Raw genomic sequence first — 23,300 nt, forward strand, 5'->3', positions numbered from 1 at the left:
GGTTCTCCTCGAGAACAAGGCCAGCGCTATAGCGATGGCCGGGAATTATACGCTCGCTGCTGGCGAAGGAATGGCAGTGACCCGCCAGTCATCGCCAACCGCGCGAATTTCGGTAATTTTGAGCTCGGGCGCATCCTTCATTTGCACGAGCGGCCAGTCCAGCAGCGGCCGCGCCGAAGAGCCCAAAAACTTGCCGGCAATGAAAATCTGGAACTCGTCCACCAATCGGAGCTGAGCAAAAGCTCCGGCCAGACGCGGGCCGGCCTCGACCAACACGTCATTGACTCCGCGAGCGGCAAGTTCGACCAGCAGCTGACGCAGGTCGACCTGACCATCGTAGCCGGGCACGATCAGGCATTCCGGGCCGTTGGCGTATTGCTCTTCAACCGCCACGCAAGTGGCGACCAGCGCCGGGCCGGCCTTGAAAAACGGCGCATCCAGCGGCACCCGCAAACGACCGTCGACCAATACGCGCAGCGGCGGCCGGCTCATGGCCAGGGCAGTTTGCGCGGCATCCAGACCGAGTTCATCGGCACGCACGGTCAAACGGGCGTTGTCCGCCAGCACCGTGTCGGCGCCGGTCAGCACCACACTGGCCTGGGCGCGCAGACGTTGTACCGCAGAACGCGCCGCCGGACCGGTGATCCATTGGCTCTCGCCGCTCTCCATCGCCGTACGACCGTCCAGGCTCATGGCCAACTTGACCCGCACGAACGGCAAGCCGTGCTCCATGCGTTTGAGGAAGCCTTGATTGAGTTTGCGCGCCTCGCTTTCCAGCACGCCGCTATCGGTGGCGATGCCCGCCTGGGCCAGACGTTGCAGGCCGCGACCGGCCACTTCCGGGTTCGGATCCTGCATTGCCGCCACTACCCGCGCGACACCGGCATTGACCAGCGCATCGGCGCAGGGCGGCGTGCGGCCATGGTGGCTGCAGGGCTCGAGGGTCACGTAGGCCGTGGCACCCCGGGCCTGTGCACCGGCGGCGCGCAAGGCGTGGACTTCGGCATGGGGCTCACCGGCGCGCTCGTGCCAGCCTTCGCCGACGATCTGCCCGTCACGCACGATCACGCAGCCAACCCGAGGGTTGGGGTGGGTCGTGTAATGACCTTTGCGCGCCAGTTCCAGGGCACGGGCCATGAAATGAGCGTCGAGGATGGCAAGCTCTGCGGGCGAGGTCATTCTTTCACCGGCTCACGGGCCAGGCGATCGATCTCTTCGCGGAACTCGTTGAGGTCCTGGAAGCGGCGATACACCGAAGCGAAACGGATATAGGCGACTTCGTCGAGCTTTTGCAACTCGGCCATCACCAGTTCGCCGACCACGAGGGATTTGACCTCGCGTTCGCCGGTGGCGCGCAGTTTGTGTTTGATGTGCACCAGCGACGACTCGAGGCGCTCGACACTCACCGGGCGCTTTTCCAGCGCGCGCTGCATGCCGGCGCGGAGCTTTTCTTCGTCGAACGGCTGGCGACTGCCGTCGGTTTTGATCAGGCGCGGCAACACCAGTTCAGCCGTCTCGAACGTCGTGAAACGTTCGCCGCAGGCCAGGCATTCACGCCGGCGGCGTACCTGTTCGCCCTCGGCGACCAGACGCGAGTCGATGACCTTGGTGTCGTTGGCACCGCAGAAGGGACAGTGCATGGTGGCAGGCAACAAAAAAAGGGAGGGCCATGGTAGCGCATCCCCGTGGCAAGACAAGCCATAGGGTTTGCGGTATACAGATTGGTTATATATGGATTACGTCTTGCCGGAGCCGCAAATGTCCCTGAGACCACTCGTTTTGCTCAGTTTTTTCAGCCTGCTGGTCGCTTGCAGCAGCGATGCCCCCAAGCCCCAGCCGCCAACGCCAGGCCCTGCACCAGAACAGGCGCAGAAGAAAGCCCGGGAATCGGCGAATCTCGGCCCACTGCCGGCGTATCAGCGCGAATTGAGCGGTACGCTGCAAGGTGTGCCGGCAGGGGCTGAAGTGGAGCTGGCGCTGCTGGTGATCGACGAAAAAGATCGGCCGCAGCAATTGCTCGCCAGTTCCAACCTGATCGGCAACAACCAGGCGCTGCCGTTTCACCTGCGCTTCAACCCCGAATCGTTTCCGGTTGGTGCCCGTGTTGAGCTGCGTGGCCGCGCCAGTCAGTCCGGCCAGTTGATCCTGCACCTGCCGTCACAGCTGATTAGCCAGCCGACCACCCAGGCGCTGGGCCAATTGCAATTCGTCAAAGCGCCATGAGTGCACCGCACGACCTGCAACAGGCTTTGGGTGAATTGCTGGGTGATGCGCAGCTGGTCGCCTGTCAATTACCGGGGACCGATCTGAAGTTGTGGTTGATCGATGGCGACAACATGGACCGGGCCTTCAGCCCGGAAGAAACCCGGCGGATCCTGCATGAGCCGCCTTACTGGTGTTTTTGCTGGGCCAGTGGCCTGGCGGTGGCACGTCATCTCGCCGACTTCCCTGAGTGGGTCAAGGGCAAGCGCGTGCTGGATTTCGGTGCCGGCTCCGGCGTGGCCGGGATTGCCGCAGTGAAGGCCGGGGCGCTGGAAGTGGTGGCTTGTGACCTTGACCCATTGGCGATTGCCGCCTGTCGGGCGAATGCTGAACTCAATGATGTCGAGCTCAGCTATTCGACGGACTTTTTTGCCGAGGCCGATCGCTTTGATTTGATCCTGGTAGCCGATGTGCTCTACGACCGGGCGAACTTGCCGTTGCTGGATGAATTTCTCAGTCGCGGCCGGGAAGCGTTGGTAGCCGATTCACGGGTGCGCGATTTTCGTAATCCGCCGTACCGGCGCATCGAGATGCTGGAAGCCATGACCCTGCCGGATCTGGCCGAGCCACACGAATTTCGGCATGTAAGCCTGTACCACGCCTCTCGGCCTTGATTGATAGTTCCCACGCGTGGGAACGATCGGTGTCCTGTCTTCCGGCCGCCCCCCGTCAAGCCGTATAGTTGCCCCATTCACGCTTTTACGAGATCCCCCATGAGTCAGCCAACGCCGTACATCTTCGACGCCACGACTGCCGATTTCGACCAGTCAGTAATCGAGAACTCCTTTCACAAGCCGGTGCTGGTGGATTTCTGGGCCGAATGGTGTGCGCCTTGCAAACAGCTGATGCCGATGCTGCAGGCCATCGCCGAGAGCTATCAGGGCGAACTGCTGATGGCCAAGGTCAACTGCGACCTCGAACAGGACATCGTCGCTCGCTTCGGCATCCGCAGCCTGCCGACCGTGGTGCTATTCAAGGATGGCCAGCCTGTCGACGGTTTCGCCGGTGCGCAACCGGAGTCAGCCGTTCGCGCCCTGCTCGAACCCCACGTGCAAATGCCGCCACCGGCCGCCGCCGACCCGTTCGAACAGGCCCAGGCGCTGTTCGACGACAGCCGCTTCGCCGATGCCGAAGCCCAGCTCAAAGTGCTGCTGGGCGAGGACAACACTAACGCCAAGGCGCTGATCCTCTACGCCCGCTGCCTGACCGAACGCGGTGAACTGACTGAAGCGCAAACCGTACTCGATGCGGTCAAGAGCGACGAGCACAAGGCCGCCCTGGCCGGTGCCAAAGCACAGATCAAGTTTCTTGGCCTGGCCAGGGACTTGCCGGACGCCGCCGACCTCAAAGCCCGCCTGGCGAAAGACCCACTGGACGACGAAGCGGTGTATCAACTGGCGATCCAGCAACTGGCCCGTCAACAGTACGAAGCCGCCCTGGATGCATTGCTCAAGTTGTTCATGCGCAACCGCAGCTACAGCGAAGGTTTGCCGCACAAGACCTTGCTGCAGGTGTTCGAGCTGCTGGGCAACGACCACCCGCTGGTCGGCACCTACCGTCGCAAGTTGTTTGCCGCGCTTTATTAAGATCAACAGATCGCAGCCTGCGCCAGCCCCACACGGATACTGCAGGAGCTGGCGCAGGCCGCGAGCTTTTTTGCGGATTAGTCGAGCCAGCGGTAGAGCGGCGTATCCCCGCCGCTCTCGACCTTCACGTCGGGACTATGGCGCAACCGCACCAAAAGGCGCTTGCCCGCCCCCGCACTGCCGGTCAACCCTTCCAGCTGGTCGAGCAAGTCCGGCCCGCTGAGTTGCCCGGCCTTGCGCAACAAATCCTTGGCGATCTGCCACAGGGCGTCATCCTGATTCAGCGGTTTTGCCGTTGGCGCGCTGGCTGCGGTTTTCTCCACCTGCAGCTGCGCGCCCAAGCGTGCCCAGTCGCTGTCATCCATCTCCAGCGTCAAATCCACTGGCCAGTCGCCGATGCTTCCGCGAATTCGCAACATAGGTCTGCTCCCGCACATTTCTTGCGTGCATGCTCCCACGGGACTTGTGCAACGCCAAGCAGACGGTCAAACTCTCCGCACTTATGTAATAAGATTACATAACATTATCTTCACTTTACCTTTCGGAGAATCGCCATGCGTCGTCTGCTTCTCGCTCTTCCGTTTGCCTTGTTGCCACTGGCTGTCGCCCAGGCCGCCGACGAACATGATCATGAGCACGGCAGCCTTGGCGCCCATGAACACGGCGTCGCCCGCCTGAATGTGGCGTTGAGCGGGCAGACTCTGGAACTGGAGCTGGAAAGCCCGGCGATGAATCTGGTGGGGTTCGAACATGCTGCCGCCAGCGATGACGACAAGGCTAAAGTCGCCTCCGCCCGCGCCCAGCTTGATAAACCGTTGGCTCTGTTTAATCTGCCAAAAGCCGCAGGTTGCGTGGTGACCAACCAGGGACTGGAAAGCCCGTTGTTTGGCGCCAAACAGGATGCCGACGATGATCACGATGAAAACGCCAAGGACGAAGCTGGCCACGAGCACCATCAGGGGCACAGTGAAATCCACGCGCTCTACCAGTTCACCTGCGCCGTTCCGGATGCTCTGAAAACACTGGACCTGGCGAATGTGTTCAACACGTTCCCGGCGACCCAAAAAATTCAGGTACAACTAATCGGCCCGGGCGGCCAGCAAGGTGTTGAAGTGACGGCCAAGGCTGCTGCGCTCAAATTCTGAATACACCCACAGGTCATCAACATTCATGAAATCGGCTAAATGACCCAAGCACTCATCGAACTGTCCGACCTGGGCTTCAGTTGGCCCGGTCACCCGCTCTTGCTGGATATCCCGGCGTTCCGTCTGGAGCGAGGGGAAACCCTGTTTCTCAAAGGTCCCAGCGGCAGCGGCAAGACCACCCTGCTGGGCCTGCTCGGCGGCGTGCAAAAGCCGGATCGCGGCAGTATTCGCCTGCTCGGCCACGAACTGAGCGAAATGTCCGCTGGTGCCCGCGATCACTTTCGCGTCGATCACACAGGCTACATTTTCCAGCAGTTCAACCTGCTGCCGTTTCTGTCAGTGCGCGAGAACGTCGAACTGCCCTGCCACTTCTCGAAACTACGTGCCGCACGGGCCAGGCAGCGTCACGGCAGCGTCGACAAGGCCGCAGCCACTCTGCTCGCGCACCTGGGTTTGCAGGATGAAAACATCCTCGGCCGCCGCGCCGATTCGCTGTCCATCGGCCAGCAACAACGAGTCGCGGCCGCGCGGGCATTGATCGGTCAGCCGGAACTGGTGATCGCTGACGAGCCGACTTCGGCCCTCGATTACGACGCCCGGGAGAACTTCATTCGCCTGCTGTTCGCCGAATGCCGCGAAGCCGGCTCGAGCCTGTTGTTCGTCAGCCATGACCAGAGCCTGGCGCCGCTGTTCGATCACAACCTGTCGCTGGCCGATCTCAATCGCGCCGCCACGCCCGCAGAGGTTTGAGATGTATCTGTTCCGTCTAGCCATGGCCAGCCTGGCTAACCGCCGTTTCACCGCGATCCTCACCGCGTTCGCCATCGCCCTGTCGGTGTGCCTGCTGCTGGCCGTCGAGCGTGTACGCACAGAAGCCAAGGCCAGTTTCGCCAGCACCATCAGCGGCACCGACCTGATCGTCGGCGCCCGCTCCGGCTCGGTGAACCTGCTGCTGTACTCGGTGTTCCGCATCGGCAACGCCACTAACAACATCCGCTGGGACAGCTTCGAGCACTTCGCCAATAACCCGAAGGTGAAGTGGGCGATCCCGATGTCCCTCGGCGATTCCCATCGCGGCTATCGGGTCATGGGCACCACCGAGGCGTACTTCGAGCACTACCAGTACGGGCGCCAGCAACATCTGGAACTTGCCGATGGCCGCCCCTTCGCCAGCGACCCGTTCGAAGTGGTGCTCGGCGCTGAAGTCGCCCAGGCACTGCACTACAAGCTCGGCGACAAACTGGTGCTGGCCCATGGTGTGGCGGCGATCAGCCTGGTCAAACATGATGACAAGCCGTTCAACGTGGTCGGCATCCTCAAGCGCACCGGCACCCCGGTGGATCGCACGCTGCACATCAGCCTCGGCGGCATGGAAGCGATTCACATCGACTGGCACAACGGCGTTCCGGCACGGGGCGATGGGCGCATCAGCGCTGATCAGGCGCGCAACATGGACCTGACGCCGCAAGCGATTACCGCGTTCATGCTCGGCCTCAACAACAAGATTTCGACGTTTGCCCTGCAGCGCGAAATCAACGAATTCCGTGGCGAACCGATGCTGGCGATCCTGCCGGGTGTGGCGTTGCAGGAGCTGTGGAGCTTGATGGGCACGGCAGAAAAAGCCTTGTTCGTGGTCTCGCTGTTTGTAGTGCTGACCGGGTTGATCGGTATGCTCACGGCGATTCTCACCAGCCTCAACGAGCGTCGCCGGGAGATGGCGATCCTGCGTTCGGTGGGCGCTCGCCCCTGGCACATCGCGACGTTGCTGGTGATGGAAGCCTTTGCCCTGGCGCTGTCGGGCGTGATTGCTGGCGTGGCCCTGCTGTACCTGTGCATCGCGGCGGCCCAGGGTTATGTGCAGGCCAACTACGGTCTGTATCTGCCGCTGGCCTGGCCCAGCCAATATGAATGGACACTGCTTGCTGGCATCCTGAGCGCCGCGCTGCTGATGGGCAGCGTGCCGGCCTGGCGGGCCTACCGCCAATCCCTGGCCGATGGCTTGTCGATCCGTTTATGAGGATGTTGAAAATGCCCCGCGCTGTACTCGCGCTGTTGATGCTGGTTGCCCTGCCCCTGTGGGCGGCGCAGCCAAAAGACCTGACCTGGTCGGAAATGATTCCACCGGACGCGCCCAAGGAAGTGCCGAACATGACGCCCCTGCACGACCTCTCGCAGATGAGCAGCGCGCTGTCGGCCGAGTCAGCGCCGGCAGCCAGGCAAGACATGCCCAACGCGCCAGTGGTCAAGGCCCTCGACGGCCAGGACATCCGCCTGCCGGGCTACATCGTGCCGCTGGAAGTGAGTGAGGAAGGTCGCACCACGGAGTTTCTGCTGGTGCCGTATTTCGGCGCCTGCATTCACGTACCGCCACCGCCGTCGAACCAGATCGTGCATGTCAGAAGTGAAGTGGGGGTGAAACTCGATGAGCTGTATCAGCCGTACTGGATCGAGGGTGCGTTGCAGGTAAAGGCGTCTACAAGCGAGTTGGCGGACGCCGGATACCAGATGGAGGCGGACAAGATTTACCTGTATGAGCTGCCGGAGTGAGCCCCCATTGGTCCGCCGTCGTTCAGAAAATAGTTTTCGCGAGCGAGCCCGCTCCCACTTTAAGCCCAGGTGCGACGGCGCTCCGACGAAGGCTTCATCAAAACCACAATAAAATACAAACCCCGTTCACTTTGTTGAGCTAAATCAAGGTAACTACTAAATAGCGAGCTACCATTGGGCATAGAAAATTTTAATGTCCTCTGGAGCCCCCCATGAACAAGTCCTTGCTCAGCGCTTCGCTGGTTGCCCTCGCGCTCGCAGCCCCGCTCGCCAACGCTTTCGAAGCCGGTGACATCATCCTTCGTGCCGGCGCCATCACCGTTGACCCGGAAGCTGACAGCTCCAGCGTCAAGGTCGATCAAGGCCCGCTGGCAGGTGCAGACCTGGGTGGCAAGGCAACCCTGAGCAGCGACACGCAGCTGGGCTTGAACTTTGCCTACATGCTTACCCCTCACCTCGGCATCGAGCTGCTCGCCGCGACCCCGTTCGAACATGACGTAAAAATCAAGAACACCGCGCTGGGCCCAGCCAACGGCAAACTCGGTAGTATCAAACAGCTGCCGCCCACCCTGAGCCTGGTGTATTACCCGCTGGATCCGAAGTCGAAGTTCCAACCGTACGTCGGCGGCGGCATCAACTACACCTACATCTACGACGAACACGTTGGCAGCCGAGCCGAGTCCGCCGGCTTCAGCAACTTCAAGGCGGATAGCTCCTGGGGCCTGGCCTGGCAGGTCGGCGCCGACTACATGTTGACCGACAACGTGATGATCAACGCCCAGGTGCGCTACATCGACATCGATACCACCGCCACAGTGGAAAACAACGCCATTGCACCGGGCACCCGGGCCAAGGTTGACGTGGATGTGGATCCGTTTGTCTACATGATCGGTCTGGGCTACAAGTTCTAAGTAACGTTCACGTGGTGGTGAATGAGGCCGTGGCGAGCAGACTCAATACTGATGGCGACCGTTACAGGGTCGACCTGGAGCAAGCTCCCTCGCCACTGGAATTGCACAGTTTGTAGTGGCAAATTCCGGCCGTGAAAAAGGCGCCTTCGATAGGCGCCTTTTTCATTCATAGCTACCTGAAGGAGCGAGCATGCTCGCGATGGTCGTTAACGATGACGCGGGAAGTCTGGTTCCCCGTGGTGCACTTGAGTCCATCGCGAGCATGCTCGCTCCTACAGTCAACCGCATTCCCCTGTAGGAGCGAGCATGCTCGCGATGGTCGTTAACGATAACGCGGGAGTCTGGTTCCCCGCCGCGTTCTTGAGTCCATCGCGAGCATGCTCGCTCCTACAGTCCCAGCAACCGTGCCAGCCCGACGCTCATGGGGGTTTGCTCGCTGGCAGCGAAGCGCTCCAGCAAGCGCCTGTTGTCGGCCCGGGAATGACGAATGTCACCGGAGCGTGCCGGGCCGTAGCTCACCGGCGGTAGCTCGCCGACTACTTCTTCAAGGGCCTGGAGCATCTGCTTGAGAGTCGTCGCCTGGTTCCAGCCGACGTTGACCGCGCCCACTTCGACCTGGGGTTTCTCGATGGCTTGCACCAGCAAGTCGACCAGATCCTCGACATAGACAAAGTCGCGGGTCTGCTCACCGTCACCGAACACGGTGATCGGCAAGCCTTTCAGCGCGCGCTCGCTGAAAATACTGATCACCCCGGAGTACGGCGAGGAGGGATCCTGGCGCGGGCCGAAGATGTTGAAGAAACGGAAAATCACCGGTTCCAGAGCATGCTGGCGCCGGTAGAAATCGAAATACTGCTCACTGGCCAGCTTGTCCACGGCGTAGGGCGTCAACGGCGCTTTAGGCGTATCTTCGTCGATCGACTGGCCTTCGCCGTTGTTGCCGTATACCGCTGCACTGGAGGCGAACAGCACGCGTTTGACTCCAGCCTGACGCATGGCCTCACAGACGTTCAGCGAGCCGATGAAGTTGCTTTGGTGGGTCTTCACCGGATCGTCCACCGAAGCCTGCACCGAGGCCACCGCCGCCAGATGCGCCACGGCGCTGCAACCGGTCATCGCCCGGGCAACCAGGGCGGCATCGGCCACATCGCCGACGATCAATTCGACCTTGGGATTGTCCAGCGGCAGATTGCTGCGCTTGCCCGTGGACAGGTCGTCGAGAATCCGCACTGCATGGCCCTTGGCGAGCAACGCGTCAGTCAAGTGCGAACCAATGAAACCGGCACCACCGGTGATTAAAACGGGACCGTCAGCCATGCCGATAAAACCTGTCCAGTAGACCGGGAAGCGCCGCGCGCCATGCGCGTGGCTTGATGCCGAACGTGTGCAGAATCTTCTTGCAGGCCAGTACCGCGTGCTGCGGCTCTTCGGCGGCATCCGGACGCGCGGCGTGGGCCTGGGCGGTGGGTGCCTCAATGGCCAGCGTATGCAGGTTGCGGGCTTCGGTCAGGATTGCCTGCCCCAGCGCCAGCGGCGTGGTCGCCTCGTGCCCGGCGTAATGATAGGTACCCCACAGCGGCGCGGCGCAATCGAGTTGCTTGAGCACGGAAATGATCACCCGGGCGGCGTCATCCACGGGCGTCGGGTTGCCGCGACGATCGTCGGCCAGCAACAGCTCCGCAGGCGTTTCGGCGCGGGCGAGGAATCGGCCCAGGGCGCCGTCGGGGCTGTCGTCGAGCAGCCAGCCGAAACGCAGCAACACATGCTGTGGGCAGGTCGCGCGCACGCTTTGCTCGATCCGCCACAGGGCCTGACCGCGCAGGCCCAGGGGCACCGGTTCGTCTTTTTCGCTGTAGGCAGTGGCGCGGGAGCCGTCGAACACCCGATAGCTCGAAGGCTGGAGCAACACGATATTGTGATGCTTGCACAACTCGGCCAGACGCTCGATCGCCCGCTCCTGCCCGGCCAGACGCTGCTCGCTGACCGCTTCGGCCTGGAACCAGTCGAAGTAGTAGGCGAGGTTGATCAACGCATCCGGTCGGGTGTCGTCGAGCAGTTGCGTCAGGCTCGCGGCATCCCAGCCGTCTTGCGGCGGGCGGGGGGCGAGGAAACCGATATCTTCCTCTGCACCGAGGCGAATCAGCGCCTGCCCAAGGGCATTTCCGCCGCCCAGTAACATAAGGCGCATTCGCATAGAGTCAGCAGGCCCAGTCTGATTGGAACGATGGCTATATCGACACCGCGTACAGGCGATGTCGTTGTCAATTGCCGGAATCGTTGCATTTTGCGGGTTTAGTGCGCAACCGTCATCCGTAAAGTGTAGTTATCCTGCTTTTGCGGTGCCCGTGCCGGCCACTGGAGATCCCAAGCGGTACTTGCATCTTGCGCCCCCCACCCGCATAACTGGCTCCATGAACCTGCCCATCCCTGCAGACAGTGCCCTGAACGGCTTCCACCCCGCCGTCAGCGCCTGGTTCAGTCACACCTTCGCGACGGTCACCGCAGCCCAGGCCCGCGCGTGGCCGTTGATTCGCCAGCGCCGTTCGACGCTGATTGCCGCGCCCACCGGTTCCGGCAAGACCCTCACCGCCTTCCTCGCGGTGATCGACGACCTGGTGCACCGAGGCCTGGAAAGCCCCGACGGCCTGCCCGACGAAACCCTGGTGGTCTACGTCTCGCCGCTCAAGGCGCTGTCCAACGACATCCAGATCAACCTGCAAGACCCGCTGGCCGGGATTACCGGACAACTGCACGCGATGGGCTTGCCGCCCCTGCAGATCAACACCGCCGTGCGCACCGGCGATACGCCGCAAAAAGAACGCTCGGCGATGCGCAAGAATGCGCCGCATATCCTGGTGACCACCCCCGAATCCCTTTACGTGCTGCTCGGGTCCGACTCGGGCCGGCAGATGCTGAGTTCCACGCGCACGGTGATTGTCGACGAAATCCACGCCATGGCCGCCAGCAAACGCGGCAGTCACCTGGCCCTGAGCCTGGAGCGCCTGCAAGCCCTGTGTGCCGAACCGCTGCTGCGCATCGGCCTGTCGGCCACGCAAAAACCCCTCGAGGCCGTCTCGCGGTTTCTTGTGGGGCAGGACCGCCCCTGTGAGATCGTCGACATCGGCCACGCCCGCCCGCGGGATCTGGATATCGAAGTACCGCCCGTGCCGTTGTCGGCGGTGATGTCCAACGATGTCTGGGATCTGGTCTACGACCGCCTCGCCGCTCTCGCCCGGCAACACCGGACCACGCTGATTTTCGTCAACACCCGGCGCCTGGCCGAACGCCTGAGTCGGCACCTGAGCGAACGCCTCGGCAAGGACGCCGTGGCCGCCCACCACGGCAGCCTGGCCAAGGAGTTTCGCCTGGACGCAGAACAGCGGCTCAAGCGCGGCGATCTGCAAGTGCTGATTGCCACCGCTTCGCTGGAGTTGGGGATCGACATTGGCGACGTCGACCTGGTTTGCCAGATATCCTCGCCGCGCTCTATCGCCGGATTCCTGCAACGGGTCGGCCGCTCCGGCCACCAGGTCGGCGGAACGCCCAAGGGCCGCTTGTTCGCCACGACCCGCGACGACCTTATCGAATGCGCGGCACTGCTGGACTGCGTGCGCCGGGGCGAACTCGACACCTTGTTGATCCCTGTGGCACCGCTGGACGTGCTGGCGCAACAAATCATCGCCGAGGTCAGTTGCCAGGAATGGCAGGAACAGGCTCTGCTGCAAATGCTGCGCCGTGCCTCGCCCTACGCCGGGCTCGACGACCAACATTATCAGGCGCTGCTGCAGATGCTCGCCGAGGGCTACAACGGTCGCCAGGGCATCCGCAGCGCTTATCTGCATCGCGACACCGTGAGCCGCACCCTGCGCGGTCGCCGGGGCGCTAAGCTGACGGCGGTGACCAGTGGCGGCACCATCCCGGACAACGCCGACTACAGCGTGCTGCTGGAGCCCCAAGGGCTGAACATCGGCAGCGTCAACGAAGACTTCGCCGTGGAAAGCATCGCCGGGGATGTCTTCCAGCTGGGCAATAGCTCCTATCGAATCCTGCGCGTGGAGACCGGCAAGGTCCGGGTCGAAGATGCCCAAGGGCAGCCGCCGACCATTCCGTTCTGGCTCGGTGAAGCCCCGGGGCGCAGTGCCGAACTGTCGATGGCGGTAGCGCGCCTGCAAGCGCACCTCGACGACCTGCTCGGTGCCACGCCGGGCAACCTGCAACCGGCCCTCGACTGGCTGACCGACACCCTCGGCCTGAACTTCGCCAGTGCCGAACAACTGGTGGAATACCTGGCCCCGGCGCGGCAGACCATGGGGGCCCTGCCTTCCCAGGACACACTGCTGATGGAGCGGTTTTTCGACGAGTCGGGCGGCACGCAACTGATCATCCACACGCCGTTCGGCAGCCGTATCAACCGCGCCTGGGGCCTGGCCCTGCGCAAGCGTTTCTGTCGCACCTTCAACTTCGAATTGCAGGCCGCCGCCAGCGAAGACGCCATCGTGCTGTCACTGTCCACCAGTCACAGTTTTGAACTCGATGATGTCTGGCGCTACCTGCACAGCAACAGCGCCGAACACACCCTGATCCAGGCCGTGCTCGATGCGCCGCTGTTCGGTGTGCGCTGGCGCTGGAATGCCGGCGTGGCCCTGGCCCTGCCGCGTTACAGTGGCGGACGCAAAGTGCCGCCGCAGATCCAGCGGATGAAAAGCGAAGACCTGATCGCCAGCGTGTTTCCCGACCAGATCGCCTGCGTGGAAAACCTCGCGGGTGAACGGGAGATTCCTGACCATCCGCTGGTGGAACAAACCCTCGACGATTGCCTGCACGAGGCCATGGACACTGAAGGCTGGCTCGCGTTGTTACGTCGTATCGAGGGCGGCGATATCCGCCTGATCAGCCGCGACTTGCCGGCACCTTCACCGCTGGCAGCGGAAATTCTCAGCGCACGCCCCTACACCTTTCTTGACGATGCACCGCTGGAGGAACGCCGCACACAGGCCGTGCTCAACCGGCGCTGGAGCGACCCGCAATCGACCGATGACCTTGGCAAGCTGGATGCCGACGCCATCACCGCCGTGCGCGAAGAAGCCTGGCCTGCACCCACTGGCGTCGATGAAATGCACGAGGCATTGATGAGCCTGGCGTGCATCACCGATGCCGAGGCCCAGGCCAATGCACAGTGGCTCGATTGGCTCAACGCCCTGGCCGGAGGTGGACGCGCCTGTCGCCTGCAAATCAACGCCAGCCATTGCGTGTGGCTGGCCGTGGAACGCCTGACTTGCCTGCAGGCGATTTATCCACAGGCGGTTTTATCGCCGCCGCTGCAGGCACCGCCGGGGTTCCACGAAAGCTGGGGCACGGATGAGGCTGTACTCGAAGTAATTCGGGCACGGCTCAGTGCATTCGGCCCGCTACCGCTGAACAGCATCGCCGAGCCACTTGCAATGGCACCATCGCAAGTCACTCAGGCCCTGGCGCAACTGGAACGCGAGGGGTACGTTTTGCGTGGCCGCTTCACCCCGGGCGCCAGTGAGGAGCAATGGTGCGAGCGGCATTTGCTGGCACGGATTCATCGTTATACGGTCAAGCGTCTGCGTCGGGAAATCGAGCCCGTGGCATTGCAGGACTTCATGCGTTTTCTGTTCGACTGGCAGCATGTCTCGACCGCAACCCAAGGCCAGGGCGCAAAGATGCTGCCGGCTATCGCCGCGCAATTCGAAGGCTACCCCGCCGCTGCCTCGGCCTGGGACAGCGACGTCCTGGCAGCGCGCATCAAGGATTACTCGGCGAGCTGGCTGGATGAACTGTGCCGCAGCGGCAAGCTGGTGTGGGTGCGCCTGACCGCAAGCAACAAGGGCGCCAGCACGGCGCTGCGCAGTACGCCGATTGTATTGTTGCCTCGCAATCAGGTCGGGCTTTGGAGCGGGTTGACCGAACAGACGCCAGCCAGCGAACTGTCACCCAAGGCACAGAAGGTTCACACCGCCCTCAGCCAGCATGGCGCGCTGTTTTTCGATGAGCTGATCCATGAAGCGCACCTGCTGCGTGCCGAACTGGAAATCGCCCTGCAGGAACTGGTGGGCGCCGGCCTGGTGAACGCCGACAGCTTCGCCGGTCTGCGGGCGCTGATCACCCCGGCCAGCAAACGCCAGAACCGCAGCACTCGTCGCGGGCGCGGCGCGTTTTCCGGGGGCATGGACGATGCCGGGCGTTGGGCCCTGTTACGACGCACCACTGCCGCGTCGGTTGTGGATAACCAGCGTCCGGCGGCTACGCCTTCCGACACGCTTGAGCACATCGCCATGACTCTGTTGCGCCGCTATGGCGTGGTGTTCTGGCGTCTACTGGAGCGTGAGGCGCACTGGTTGCCAAGCTGGCGTGAGCTGCTGCGTACTTTCCACCGGCTGGAGGCCCGGGGCGAGATTCGTGGCGGGCGGTTTGTCAGCGGCTTGGCAGGTGAGCAGTTCGCCCTGCCAGAGGCGATTGGATTATTGCGCGAAGTGCGCCGCCGGCCGAAGGACGGCAGTCTGATCGCGGTGTGCGGGGTTGATCCGCTGAACCTTGCCGGCACGCTTTTGCCCGGTGCGAAAGTGCCGGCGCTGGCCGGTAATCGACTGGTGTATCGCGATGGCCTGCCGGCGGCTGCCGAGATTGCCGGCCAGCAGCATTTCTGGCTGGAGCTGGATCAGCAGGCCAGTGCCGAGGTGCGCAGCAAGCTGATCCAGCATTGAGGCCAGTGCAGTCGCCACCCTATTGGGAATGCGACCGATCCGGCATCAACACCGCCGAATGCTCCGGCTCAACCGCATGCTCCTCCGGCGACTCCACTGCATGCCTGGGCACCAGCACCTGCTGTGGATAAGTCTGCGCGAAATGCACCCAGGGGCTGTTATCCACAAGCTTTTTCAACCGCTGGTTGAACGCCCTGCTCACCGCGTACTGGCCGCCAGACACCGTGCGAAACTGCGCCGTCAGCACCACTCCGTTGAGGTCCATCTTGTCGACTCCGAACACATCCAGCGGCCCTTGCAGGTTGTACTTGAGGAAGGGATCGTCGCTGATGGAGTGCCCGGCTTCGCGAATCAGGGCAATGGCCTTGTCGACATCGGTGTCGTAGGTGAATTGCACCGAGAAGAAGGCGTAGGCGAACTGCCGCGATTGGTTGGTCACAGCCTTGATCTGGCCGAACGGAACCGAATGCACGAAGCCCTTGCCATCGCGCAGGCGCAAGGTGCGGATGGTCAGGCCTTCGACGGTGCCGGCGTGGCCGGAGTCGAGCACCACCCAGTCGCCGATGGACAGGGTGTCTTCAATGATGATGAACAGGCCGGTAATCACATCCTGCACCAGTTGCTGGGAACCGAAACCGATCGCCAAGCCGATGACCCCTGCACCGGCGAGGAACGGCGCGACATTGATGCCCAGGTTGGCCATGGTGGTGATGGCGCAGATCACCACCAGGATGATTTTGATCGCGTTGCGCAACAACGGCAGGATGGTTTTCACCCGCGTACTCGGCTGGCGCGCCGAGCGTTTGTTGGCCGATGGCTTCAGGGCTTCCTGAATCGCCGTGTCGAGCACAACCCAGACCATCCAGGTCACCAGGAATATCAAACCGATGTGGCTCAGCGAATCACTGATTGCCCGACCCACTGCATTGCTCACCGCAAACTCGAACAGCGACACGCCCCAGATCCGCCCCAGAATATCGATGAACACGATGGCCATGGCGATCCGCAGCAAGGCATGGGAAAGGTTGAGAAATCGTTCTTTATAGGCGCTGCTGCGACGCGGATCTGACTCATTACGGGATCGGAACAGGTGATGCAGCGTGGTACTGAGAAACACCGTGGCAATCAGCAACACCGTGGTAAACAACGCGCTGCGCAACACTTGCTGGTTGTCATCGCCAATGCCGATCAGGTTGATGATCGAGACCAGCACCATCAACAGGATCGGCCAGTACCAGAGCCCGGAAAAGATCCGCAGGGTTTCGCGCAGCGCCGGTTGGCGGGTGCGCTGGGCCAGCGGCAGAATGCGGATCACGTGGGCCACAGGCCGACGCATGCGGATGACCAGCAGGCCGAAGGAAATCGAAGCCGCAAGGCCCGTGAACACCGCGATACTGCTGGTCAGGTTGTTGCCCAGTTGATGGGCAATCTGCGGGCTGGTCAGGGCGTCGCTCAGGGCCACCAGAAAGCCGATGCCGAACAAGGGTCGGGGACTGTGCTGGTGGATGATCTGCACTGCCCGACGCTTGTGACCGGTGTTGAACAGCACCACCAGGGACATCACCAACGATGCGGCAAAGATCCCGGCGCTGGTCGCATAGGCAAGACACAGCGCCAGCGCCCGCCCGGCTGAAACCGGTAAAAACTGACTGGTATAAATCGTCAGCGGCAAACTGGCCAATGCTGGAAGGGTGTACGGCAATACATAACCGAGCAAGGCCTGGCCACGCTCCCGGCTAAGCAGCAGGCGGTGCTCGCAGAGGCGTTGGGCGGCTTGCCGGCCGAGTAGCCAGAGCACGGCGAAAGTGCCGACCCAGACGCAGGTCAGCAGCATAAAGTCCCTGACGACACTCCAGCTCGAGCGGGCCGAGGGCTGATTGACCAGTTCATCCGCTTCGTCGACCGCGCGATCGGCGCGCAGGCGCCAGGCGTCGAGCAGGTTTTCGTTGAGGTCGAGCTTTTGCTGCACCTCGTCGATGCTTGAACTGATGGCGCCGAGCAGCCCACCTTGCACCAGCGGTTGAGGGTGTGCCTGTGGTGCCGCGGTGCTAGCGCCCGGCAGCCCCGGTATGGCTGCCGCTTCCAGCTCCTCGCTGCCCAGGAACACTAACGCCCCCAGTAGTATCACGGTCTTGAGCTTAATCAAGGCAACCGCTCCTTTGGCTGTGACTGTAAGCAACTGATCGGGAAACGGCGGGCAAGTTCGGACATTGCCCGCAGCGGCCCTATCGTTCGGGGCAGACATTACCACGCATGGCCCGCAAGCGATCGTCACTGGCATCGATGGCCTCTGCAGCAGCGGGCCTTGTGGCGAGGGGGCTTGCCCCCGTTGGGGCGCGAAGCGCCCCCACCAATATTCAAAAAATCGGGTTCTAACTGACCACAGAGTATCCAGATATTGGGGACGGCTGCGCAGTCCAACGGGACGATGCTGTGTTTCGCCAAGCCCCCTCGCCACAAACCTTGTTCCTACCGTTGGAGCAGTACCGTCCGTAGCACCATCGAAACTTTCGCCACCACCCGACAGTCCTTCAAAAACAGGGCCAGTCCCACCGGAGGCGGCATGACGGCAATTCATATGGGTATTTCAGGTTGGCACTATATGCCTTGGCGGGGCGACTACTACCCGAAGGGTTTGACCCACAAGCGCGAATTGCTATTCGCCTCGCGGGCGGGCATCAGCCTTTGGCCGTTTGCGCGCGATTTTATATTCAATACTGAACAAATTGATCGTTGTTTCGAGCCACTCCCCCGGGGTGCCGATCCGGCCGCCGCCCTCGCCCGCCAGCACGAAGCCCAGGTAAACGACCACACCTCACTGCAAGCGTGCACGCCCATGTTTGATGCCGTGGAAATCTGCCACGAAAACTTTGAGGGCGTGTTGTCATGAGTATTCCCGAACCTGTCGGCATGACTGACACTCAGCCTCCGAGCAACTCCGAGGTCCGCCGATTCACGGTACTGACGGTCAATACCCACAAAGGCTTCACCGCGCTCAACCGCCGCTTCATCCTCCCGGAGTTGCGTGAAGCGGTGCGTGGTGTGGCGGCCGACGTGGTGTTTTTGCAGGAAGTCCACGGCACCCACGAACACCACCCCAAGCGCTATGACAATTGGCCGGCGATCCCGCAGTATGAATTCCTCGCCGACACCCTCTGGCCGCAATTCGCCTATGGACGTAACGCGGTTTATCCGGCGGGCGATCACGGCAACGCGCTGTTGTCGAAATTCCAGATTATTCGCCACGACAACCTCGACGTTTCCATCAGTGGCCACGAGAACCGCGGACTGCTGCATTGCGTATTGCGCCTGCCCGGGGATGGCCGGGAAGTGCATGCCATTTGCGTGCATCTGGGGCTGCGCGAAACCCATCGTAACGCCCAGCTCAAGTTGCTGGCGCAACGCCTGGATGCTTTGCACGACCAGACGCCAGTAATCGTCGCCGGTGACTTCAATGACTGGCGCCAGCGCGCCGATGCGCTGCTCAAACCCTGCGGATTGCGCGAAGTCTTTGCCGAACACCATGGCAAACCGGCGCGCAGCTTTCCCGCACGAATGCCGACATTACGTCTGGATCGCATCTACGTACGCAACCTCAAGGCCAGCCGCCCGCAAGTGCTGACCACCCGGCCATGGTCACATCTTTCCGATCACGTTCCGCTCTCGGTGGAGATTGAGCTATGAGCAGCCAGCCAATGGAAAAAACCACGATGCAGCACATCCCTGCTCCGCCGCTGCAAATGCCGACAGCAGTCGATGTCGAGTACGGCTGGCAAGGCAGTAACCGGGTTGAACTGCTGGAAAACGGCGAAGAGTATTTTCCCCGGGTGTTCGAAGCGCTGCGTCAGGCCCAGAGTGAAATCCTTCTGGAAACCTTCATTGTGTTCGAGGACAAGGTCGGCAACGAACTGCAGCAGATCCTGATCGAAGCCGCGCAACGGGGCGTACGCACCACGGTCAGCCTCGATGGCTTTGGCTGCGGCGAACTCAGTAGTGGCTTTCTCTCAGCCTTGAGCGCGGCTGGCGTGCATTTGCAGATGTTCGACCCGGCTCCGAAACGTCTGGGCATCCGCACCAATTGGTTCCGCCGCCTGCACCGCAAGATCGTAGTGGTGGACGGCACCATCGCGTTCATCGGCGGAATCAACTTTTCCGCCGACCATCTGGCCGATTTCGGTCCCGAGGCCAAGCAGGATTATTCCGTTGAAGTGCAAGGCCCGGCGGTGGCCGACATTCATCACTTTGCCCTGCTGCAATGCGGTCGTCCGGTGCGGGCCAAATACTGGTGGCAACGGCGCAGGCAGCGGCGCTCGGAATTGGCCTTCACTGAGCATGATGGACAGGTACGGCTGGTGTTTCGCGACAACGGCGAACACCCCACCGATATCGAAGAGGTCTACCGCCAGGTACTGCGGCTGGCGCAACGGCGCGTGGTGATTGCCAACGCCTATTTTTTTCCGGGTTACCGGCTGTTGCGCGAGATCCGCAACGCCGCACGCCGTGGCGTCGATGTGCGGCTGATCCTGCAGGGCCAGCCGGACATGCTGGTGGCCAAACTCGCGGCGCGCATGACCTACGACTACTTGCTCAAGTCCGGGGTGAAAATCTACGAGTACTGCGACCGTCCGCTACACGGCAAGGTTGCGTTGGTAGACGAAGACTGGAGCACCGTTGGCTCAAGCAATCTGGACCCGTTGAGTTTGTCGATGAACCTGGAAGCCAACGTGCTGATCCGGGACCGCAGCTTCAATCGGCTGTTATTCGAGCGACTCGAAGACCTCAGCGATCACCACTGCAAAATAATGTCACCCGAGATCGCACCGCGTGGGCGGGTATGGCACATGACCGTAGGCTTTCTGGTGTTCCACTGCCTGCGCCACTTTCCGGCCTGGGCCGGCTGGCTGCCGGCGCATAAACCGCGCCTCAAACCTGTTCCACGCCCCGATGGGAGCGCACATCAATGAACCGCGCCGACACCCACTCGGCGAGCCAGACCAAGACACCGGGCAAGTCCCGCTGGAGTCGCTGGAAGCGGCCGCTGACGATGTTGTTTTTCCTGTTGCTGATCGTGCTGTTCACCATGCTCGCCCAGCGCATCGAATGGAACGAAGTGTTCGACACACTGGCCGATTTCAAGGTGCGCACCTTGATCATCGCGTCGGGACTGACGCTGGTGAGTTTCCTTGTGTACGCCTGCTTCGATCTGATCGGCCGCACCTACATCCGTCAGGACCTGACCTGGAAGCAGATCCTGCCTGTAGGTGTCATCAGCTATGCGTTCAATCTGAACTTGAGTGCCTGGGTCGGCGGCATTGCCATGCGCTATCGACTGTATTCACGGCTGGGGGTCAGCAAGAGCAACATCGCCAAGATCCTCGGTCTGAGCCTGGCGACCAACTGGTTCGGTTACATGACCATTGCCGGGGTGGTATTCAGTAGCGGCCTGGTACACATGCCTCCTGGCTGGAAACTCAGCACCGGTGCGCTGCAGGGCGTGGGTGCGCTGCTGCTGTTGGTGAGTGCCGGGTATCTGGCGGCCTGCCGCTTTGCCAAGCGCCGGGAGTGGGCAATCCGCGGGATCGAAATCGACCTGCCGTCCCTGCGCATGGCGGTGTTGCAACTGGGTCTGGGGGCCCTCAACTGGTCGCTGATGGCCGCGGTGATTTTCACCCTGCTGCCGAGCAAGCTGGATTATCCACTGGTACTGGGGGTGCTGTTGATCAGCGCCATCGCCGGCGTCATCACTCATATACCGGCCGGGCTCGGGGTGCTGGAGGCGGTGTTCGTTGCGCTGCTGCAGCACCAGGCTTCCCGGGGCAGCCTGGTGGCGGGGTTACTGGCGTACCGGGCGATTTATTTCATCTTGCCGTTGTTGATCACTTTGGTGATGTATCTGGTGGTGGAAGCCAAGGCCAAGGCGTTGCGGATCGAGAAGAAACCTGGGTGATTCGGGGTGTTCTTGGGGTGTTCTTGATGGCCCCTTCGCGGGCAAGCCCGCTCCCACAGGGTTAATGGGTGTACATGAAACTGTGGCGACCGGGATCACTGTGGGAGCGTGCTTGCTCGCGAAGGCGTCCGAAGGTTTACCCCCATTCAATGGGACTGAATAATGCTCAACCGTTCCCCCACCACCATCTCGGTAATCCAGTCCACCAGTATCGAGGTGTAGGCCTGTTGCGAAACCGGGTCGCTCAGCGAGTGGTCGGCGCCATCAATGATGCGATGGGTCAGCGAGTGGGTCTGCTGGCACGCCGCGCGATAACTCATGATCGTCGCATGGGGCACATAGTCGTCAGTCTCGGACTCCACCAACAGCACATCCCCGGTAAATTCCGCGCAGGCATGCAACGCACGATTGCTGTCAGCGCGCACGAGGGTGCTGCGGTAGTCGCGCAGATCCAGCTTGTCCAGATCACGCTTGGGCGTATGCCATTTATCGTCGCGGTACAACGCCGGCACCCGCAGCGCCAGCCAACGCACCGGTCTGAGCGATGTGAGGATCGCGGCCAGATAACCACCGTAACTGGTGCCGACCACGGCAATCGCCGAGGTGTCCAGCGCCGGATGCGCCAACAGGCGATCGTAGGCTGCCAGCAAGTCCCGCAGGTTGTCTTCACGGGTGACCCTGGATAGCGGAATACCGCTGCCGCCGGTATGCCCACGCAGGTCGAACGTCAGGCACACGCAGCCCAGCCCGGCAATGCCTTTGGCCCGCTCCAGGTCGCGCTCCTGACTGCCGCCCCAGCCATGCACAAAGAGCACGCCGGGGACTTTCGATTTGGGACTGAGAAACGTCCCGCTCATTTGTTCATTGTCGATGTCGATCTGTATGGGTTCGCTTCTAGCCGTCATAGGATTTAACCGTTACGTACTTGAGGAGAAAATCACTGCTCTCTGCCGGACCGCGATACACCTCGATAGCGTTTGCCGGCAACGGTTGATCGATATAGGTCTCGACTGAGGACACACGAATCGCGCGCATTCCCGGGTCGTTGACGAAGCTCTGCAAGGCCGCCAGTTCGGCACCGCTCGCGCCGCCCAGCCGCCAGGACTGTTCGAGCACGCCACTGCGCTGCTTGCCGCTGCTGTCCAGGCCCTGGGCGATATCGTAGTTGCGCCGCGAAGCGTAGAACCCCGGATACGCTTCATCCGCTGCACTGTCGAACACCTGAGCCTGGCGGATCGCCAGACGCACGTCTTCCGGTAATTCAAGCTTGAGCAGATCGTCGTAAGCCCCCTGCACCACCAGCAGGTCGGAACCGCCATACACAGGCTCGCCATTACCGTCTTCGGTCAAGTATTGCTCACCACAGTAACTGAGCACCTTTTCGCCGACGAAACTCTGGCCGACGCTGTGGGTGATGACCTCCTGAAGGTCCTGTTCCAGCACCACACCTTCACTGAACAGGGCTTTGGCCTCGGGCCGGGCGAGAACGGCATCGAACTCCTCCAGGCTCCTGATCACTTCCTGACCTCGCCCGGCGCAGGCATGTATCGGCTTGAGGCGAATGGGGCCGGTGTACAGCAGATGCTCTGCCGCCGGCCGTGCATCGTCGAAGGCAAACACGCTGAGACCATCGAGCACTACGCTGCGCACCCGCGCGGAAAACTGTGGCTCCCACCCCTGCGGTGCATGCGCGTGGCGATTGAGTAAACCGTGGCTGATGGCTTTGGTGCAGATGAAGTCGTGGTCGACATAGCCGCCCCACAGATCCTGCGGCCCCTTGACTCCCAGCTCCCGTGCCGCAGCGGCACCGACCAGAGTCTGGGTCGGCAACAGGTAAAGATCCCGCCCGCTGTGCTGCTCCATGTCGTAACTACCGCCGTACTTGAGCCCTAGTACCTGCGCCAGCCAGCGCGCCAAAGCGCGATTGGTTTCGACTTCGTGTAGCGGCGCATCGGGCAGCACCGAATGGGCAACTACCAATTTTTTGCGGTTCGCTGGGGTCATGCATCCCCCTTCAATTGGCGCTTGATGGATGTAGATGGAGGGGTGCAGAGATCAGGCCAAGGCGCCGGGTAAAACAACAGTTGGCAAATCAGACAGTTGCGTCACTGGTGATGGCATGTTGCCTGTCTTATTCTGCACGACAGGACTTGAGGCTCTGGCATTTTGCACGA

General features: G+C 61.9%; 21 protein-coding genes. 13 read left to right on the forward strand and 8 right to left on the reverse strand.

The features are described 5' to 3' along the window. Nucleotides 1–45: 45 nt before the first annotated feature. Together ribD and nrdR are read right to left on the reverse strand one after the other, a co-directional pair. Entirely contained in the window at nucleotides 46–1,179 is a 1,134-nt protein-coding gene (gene ribD, locus KW839_RS21430) for a bifunctional diaminohydroxyphosphoribosylaminopyrimidine deaminase/5-amino-6-(5-phosphoribosylamino)uracil reductase RibD (RefSeq protein WP_218425436.1), read from the reverse strand. Then, nucleotides 1,176–1,640: a transcriptional regulator NrdR gene (gene nrdR, locus KW839_RS21435; protein ID WP_003228656.1), complete on the reverse strand. Its 465-nt coding sequence runs from the start codon at nucleotides 1,638–1,640 to the stop codon at nucleotides 1,176–1,178. Before nrdR ends, ribD begins: the two co-directional genes overlap by 4 nt. Before the next feature lie 118 nt (nucleotides 1,641–1,758). On the opposite strand from nrdR, the gene KW839_RS21440 reads away from it, so the two are divergent. The 3 genes from KW839_RS21440 (at nucleotide 1,759) to trxA (ending at nucleotide 3,848) form a co-directional block, all read left to right on the forward strand. Further along, nucleotides 1,759–2,223 (forward strand): YbaY family lipoprotein, encoded by a 465-nt coding sequence (locus KW839_RS21440; RefSeq protein WP_060543216.1) that lies wholly within the window; start codon nucleotides 1,759–1,761, stop codon nucleotides 2,221–2,223. After that, nucleotides 2,220–2,876, forward strand: a complete 657-nt coding sequence (locus tag KW839_RS21445) for a methyltransferase (RefSeq protein ID WP_218425437.1) — start codon at nucleotides 2,220–2,222, stop codon at nucleotides 2,874–2,876. Before KW839_RS21440 ends, KW839_RS21445 begins: the two co-directional genes overlap by 4 nt. 99 nt (nucleotides 2,877–2,975) lie before the next feature. Then, the gene (gene trxA / locus KW839_RS21450) at nucleotides 2,976–3,848 is read left to right on the forward strand and encodes a thioredoxin (protein WP_218425438.1); all 873 of its coding nucleotides are present in this window, start codon (nucleotides 2,976–2,978) and stop codon (nucleotides 3,846–3,848) included. Between the two features lie 77 nt (nucleotides 3,849–3,925). Here trxA and KW839_RS21455 read toward each other — a convergent pair whose 3' ends face one another. Continuing rightward, a complete protein-coding gene (locus tag KW839_RS21455) occupies nucleotides 3,926–4,267 on the reverse strand; it encodes a hypothetical protein (RefSeq protein ID WP_218425439.1) in 342 nt (113 codons plus the stop codon). 135 nt (nucleotides 4,268–4,402) lie between these two features. Here KW839_RS21455 and KW839_RS21460 point away from each other — a divergent pair, with 135 nt between their 5' ends. The 5 genes from KW839_RS21460 (at nucleotide 4,403) to KW839_RS21480 (ending at nucleotide 8,451) form a co-directional block, all read left to right on the forward strand. Beyond that, nucleotides 4,403–4,993, forward strand: coding sequence for a DUF2796 domain-containing protein (locus KW839_RS21460; protein WP_218425440.1), 591 nt, complete (start codon nucleotides 4,403–4,405; stop codon nucleotides 4,991–4,993). Between the two features lie 39 nt (nucleotides 4,994–5,032). Then, complete coding sequence (locus KW839_RS21465; RefSeq protein ID WP_218425441.1) at nucleotides 5,033–5,743, forward strand: ABC transporter ATP-binding protein; 711 nt, start codon at nucleotides 5,033–5,035, stop codon at nucleotides 5,741–5,743. Nucleotide 5,744: 1 nt separating this feature from the next. Then, entirely contained in the window at nucleotides 5,745–7,010 is a 1,266-nt protein-coding gene (locus KW839_RS21470; protein WP_218425442.1) for an ABC transporter permease, read from the forward strand. A gap of 11 nt (nucleotides 7,011–7,021) precedes the next feature. After that, entirely contained in the window at nucleotides 7,022–7,540 is a 519-nt protein-coding gene (locus KW839_RS21475) for a DUF3299 domain-containing protein (protein ID WP_218425443.1), read from the forward strand. A 212-nt stretch (nucleotides 7,541–7,752) separates the two neighbouring features. Continuing rightward, nucleotides 7,753–8,451 (forward strand): OmpW family protein, encoded by a 699-nt coding sequence (locus KW839_RS21480; RefSeq protein ID WP_060543209.1) that lies wholly within the window; start codon nucleotides 7,753–7,755, stop codon nucleotides 8,449–8,451. A 387-nt stretch (nucleotides 8,452–8,838) separates the two neighbouring features. Here KW839_RS21480 and KW839_RS21485 read toward each other — a convergent pair whose 3' ends face one another. Together KW839_RS21485 and KW839_RS21490 are read right to left on the reverse strand one after the other, a co-directional pair. After that, entirely contained in the window at nucleotides 8,839–9,768 is a 930-nt protein-coding gene (locus tag KW839_RS21485; protein WP_218425444.1) for an NAD-dependent epimerase/dehydratase family protein, read from the reverse strand. Continuing rightward, on the reverse strand, nucleotides 9,761–10,645 hold the full coding sequence (locus KW839_RS21490) for a sugar nucleotide-binding protein (RefSeq protein ID WP_218425445.1): 885 nt from the start codon (nucleotides 10,643–10,645) through the stop codon (nucleotides 9,761–9,763). Before KW839_RS21490 ends, KW839_RS21485 begins: the two co-directional genes overlap by 8 nt. A gap of 217 nt (nucleotides 10,646–10,862) precedes the next feature. On the opposite strand from KW839_RS21490, the gene KW839_RS21495 reads away from it, so the two are divergent. Continuing rightward, nucleotides 10,863–15,179 carry a DEAD/DEAH box helicase gene (locus tag KW839_RS21495; protein ID WP_218425446.1) on the forward strand — a complete coding sequence of 1,439 codons (4,317 nt, stop codon included), beginning with the start codon at nucleotides 10,863–10,865 and terminating at the stop codon, nucleotides 15,177–15,179. A 19-nt stretch (nucleotides 15,180–15,198) separates the two neighbouring features. Here KW839_RS21495 and KW839_RS21500 read toward each other — a convergent pair whose 3' ends face one another. Beyond that, nucleotides 15,199–17,325: a mechanosensitive ion channel family protein gene (locus tag KW839_RS21500; RefSeq protein WP_060543205.1), complete on the reverse strand. Its 2,127-nt coding sequence runs from the start codon at nucleotides 17,323–17,325 to the stop codon at nucleotides 15,199–15,201. A gap of 417 nt (nucleotides 17,326–17,742) precedes the next feature. On the opposite strand from KW839_RS21500, the gene KW839_RS27730 reads away from it, so the two are divergent. The 4 genes from KW839_RS27730 to KW839_RS21520 are packed head-to-tail and all read left to right on the forward strand — an operon-like array spanning nucleotide 17,743 to nucleotide 21,126. Further along, entirely contained in the window at nucleotides 17,743–18,069 is a 327-nt protein-coding gene (locus KW839_RS27730) for a hypothetical protein (RefSeq protein ID WP_256352782.1), read from the forward strand. Beyond that, entirely contained in the window at nucleotides 18,066–18,863 is a 798-nt protein-coding gene (locus tag KW839_RS21510; RefSeq protein ID WP_218425447.1) for an endonuclease/exonuclease/phosphatase family protein, read from the forward strand. The genes KW839_RS27730 and KW839_RS21510 overlap by 4 nt, the downstream gene beginning before the upstream one ends. Next, nucleotides 18,860–20,143 carry a cardiolipin synthase ClsB gene (gene clsB, locus KW839_RS21515; RefSeq protein WP_218425448.1) on the forward strand — a complete coding sequence of 428 codons (1,284 nt, stop codon included), beginning with the start codon at nucleotides 18,860–18,862 and terminating at the stop codon, nucleotides 20,141–20,143. Before KW839_RS21510 ends, clsB begins: the two co-directional genes overlap by 4 nt. Then, nucleotides 20,140–21,126: a lysylphosphatidylglycerol synthase domain-containing protein gene (locus tag KW839_RS21520; RefSeq protein ID WP_060543202.1), complete on the forward strand. Its 987-nt coding sequence runs from the start codon at nucleotides 20,140–20,142 to the stop codon at nucleotides 21,124–21,126. The genes clsB and KW839_RS21520 overlap by 4 nt, the downstream gene beginning before the upstream one ends. Before the next feature lie 146 nt (nucleotides 21,127–21,272). On the opposite strand, the gene KW839_RS21525 is transcribed toward KW839_RS21520, so the two are convergent. Beyond that, a complete protein-coding gene (locus KW839_RS21525) occupies nucleotides 21,273–22,031 on the reverse strand; it encodes a S9 family peptidase (RefSeq protein WP_060543201.1) in 759 nt (252 codons plus the stop codon). Continuing rightward, entirely contained in the window at nucleotides 22,021–23,130 is a 1,110-nt protein-coding gene (locus KW839_RS21530) for a DUF3182 family protein (protein WP_218425449.1), read from the reverse strand. Before KW839_RS21530 ends, KW839_RS21525 begins: the two co-directional genes overlap by 11 nt. Nucleotides 23,131–23,300 lie beyond the last annotated feature (170 nt).

It is taken from the genome of Pseudomonas sp. PDM31 (assembly GCF_019218965.1).
GTDB lineage: Bacteria > Pseudomonadota > Gammaproteobacteria > Pseudomonadales > Pseudomonadaceae > Aquipseudomonas.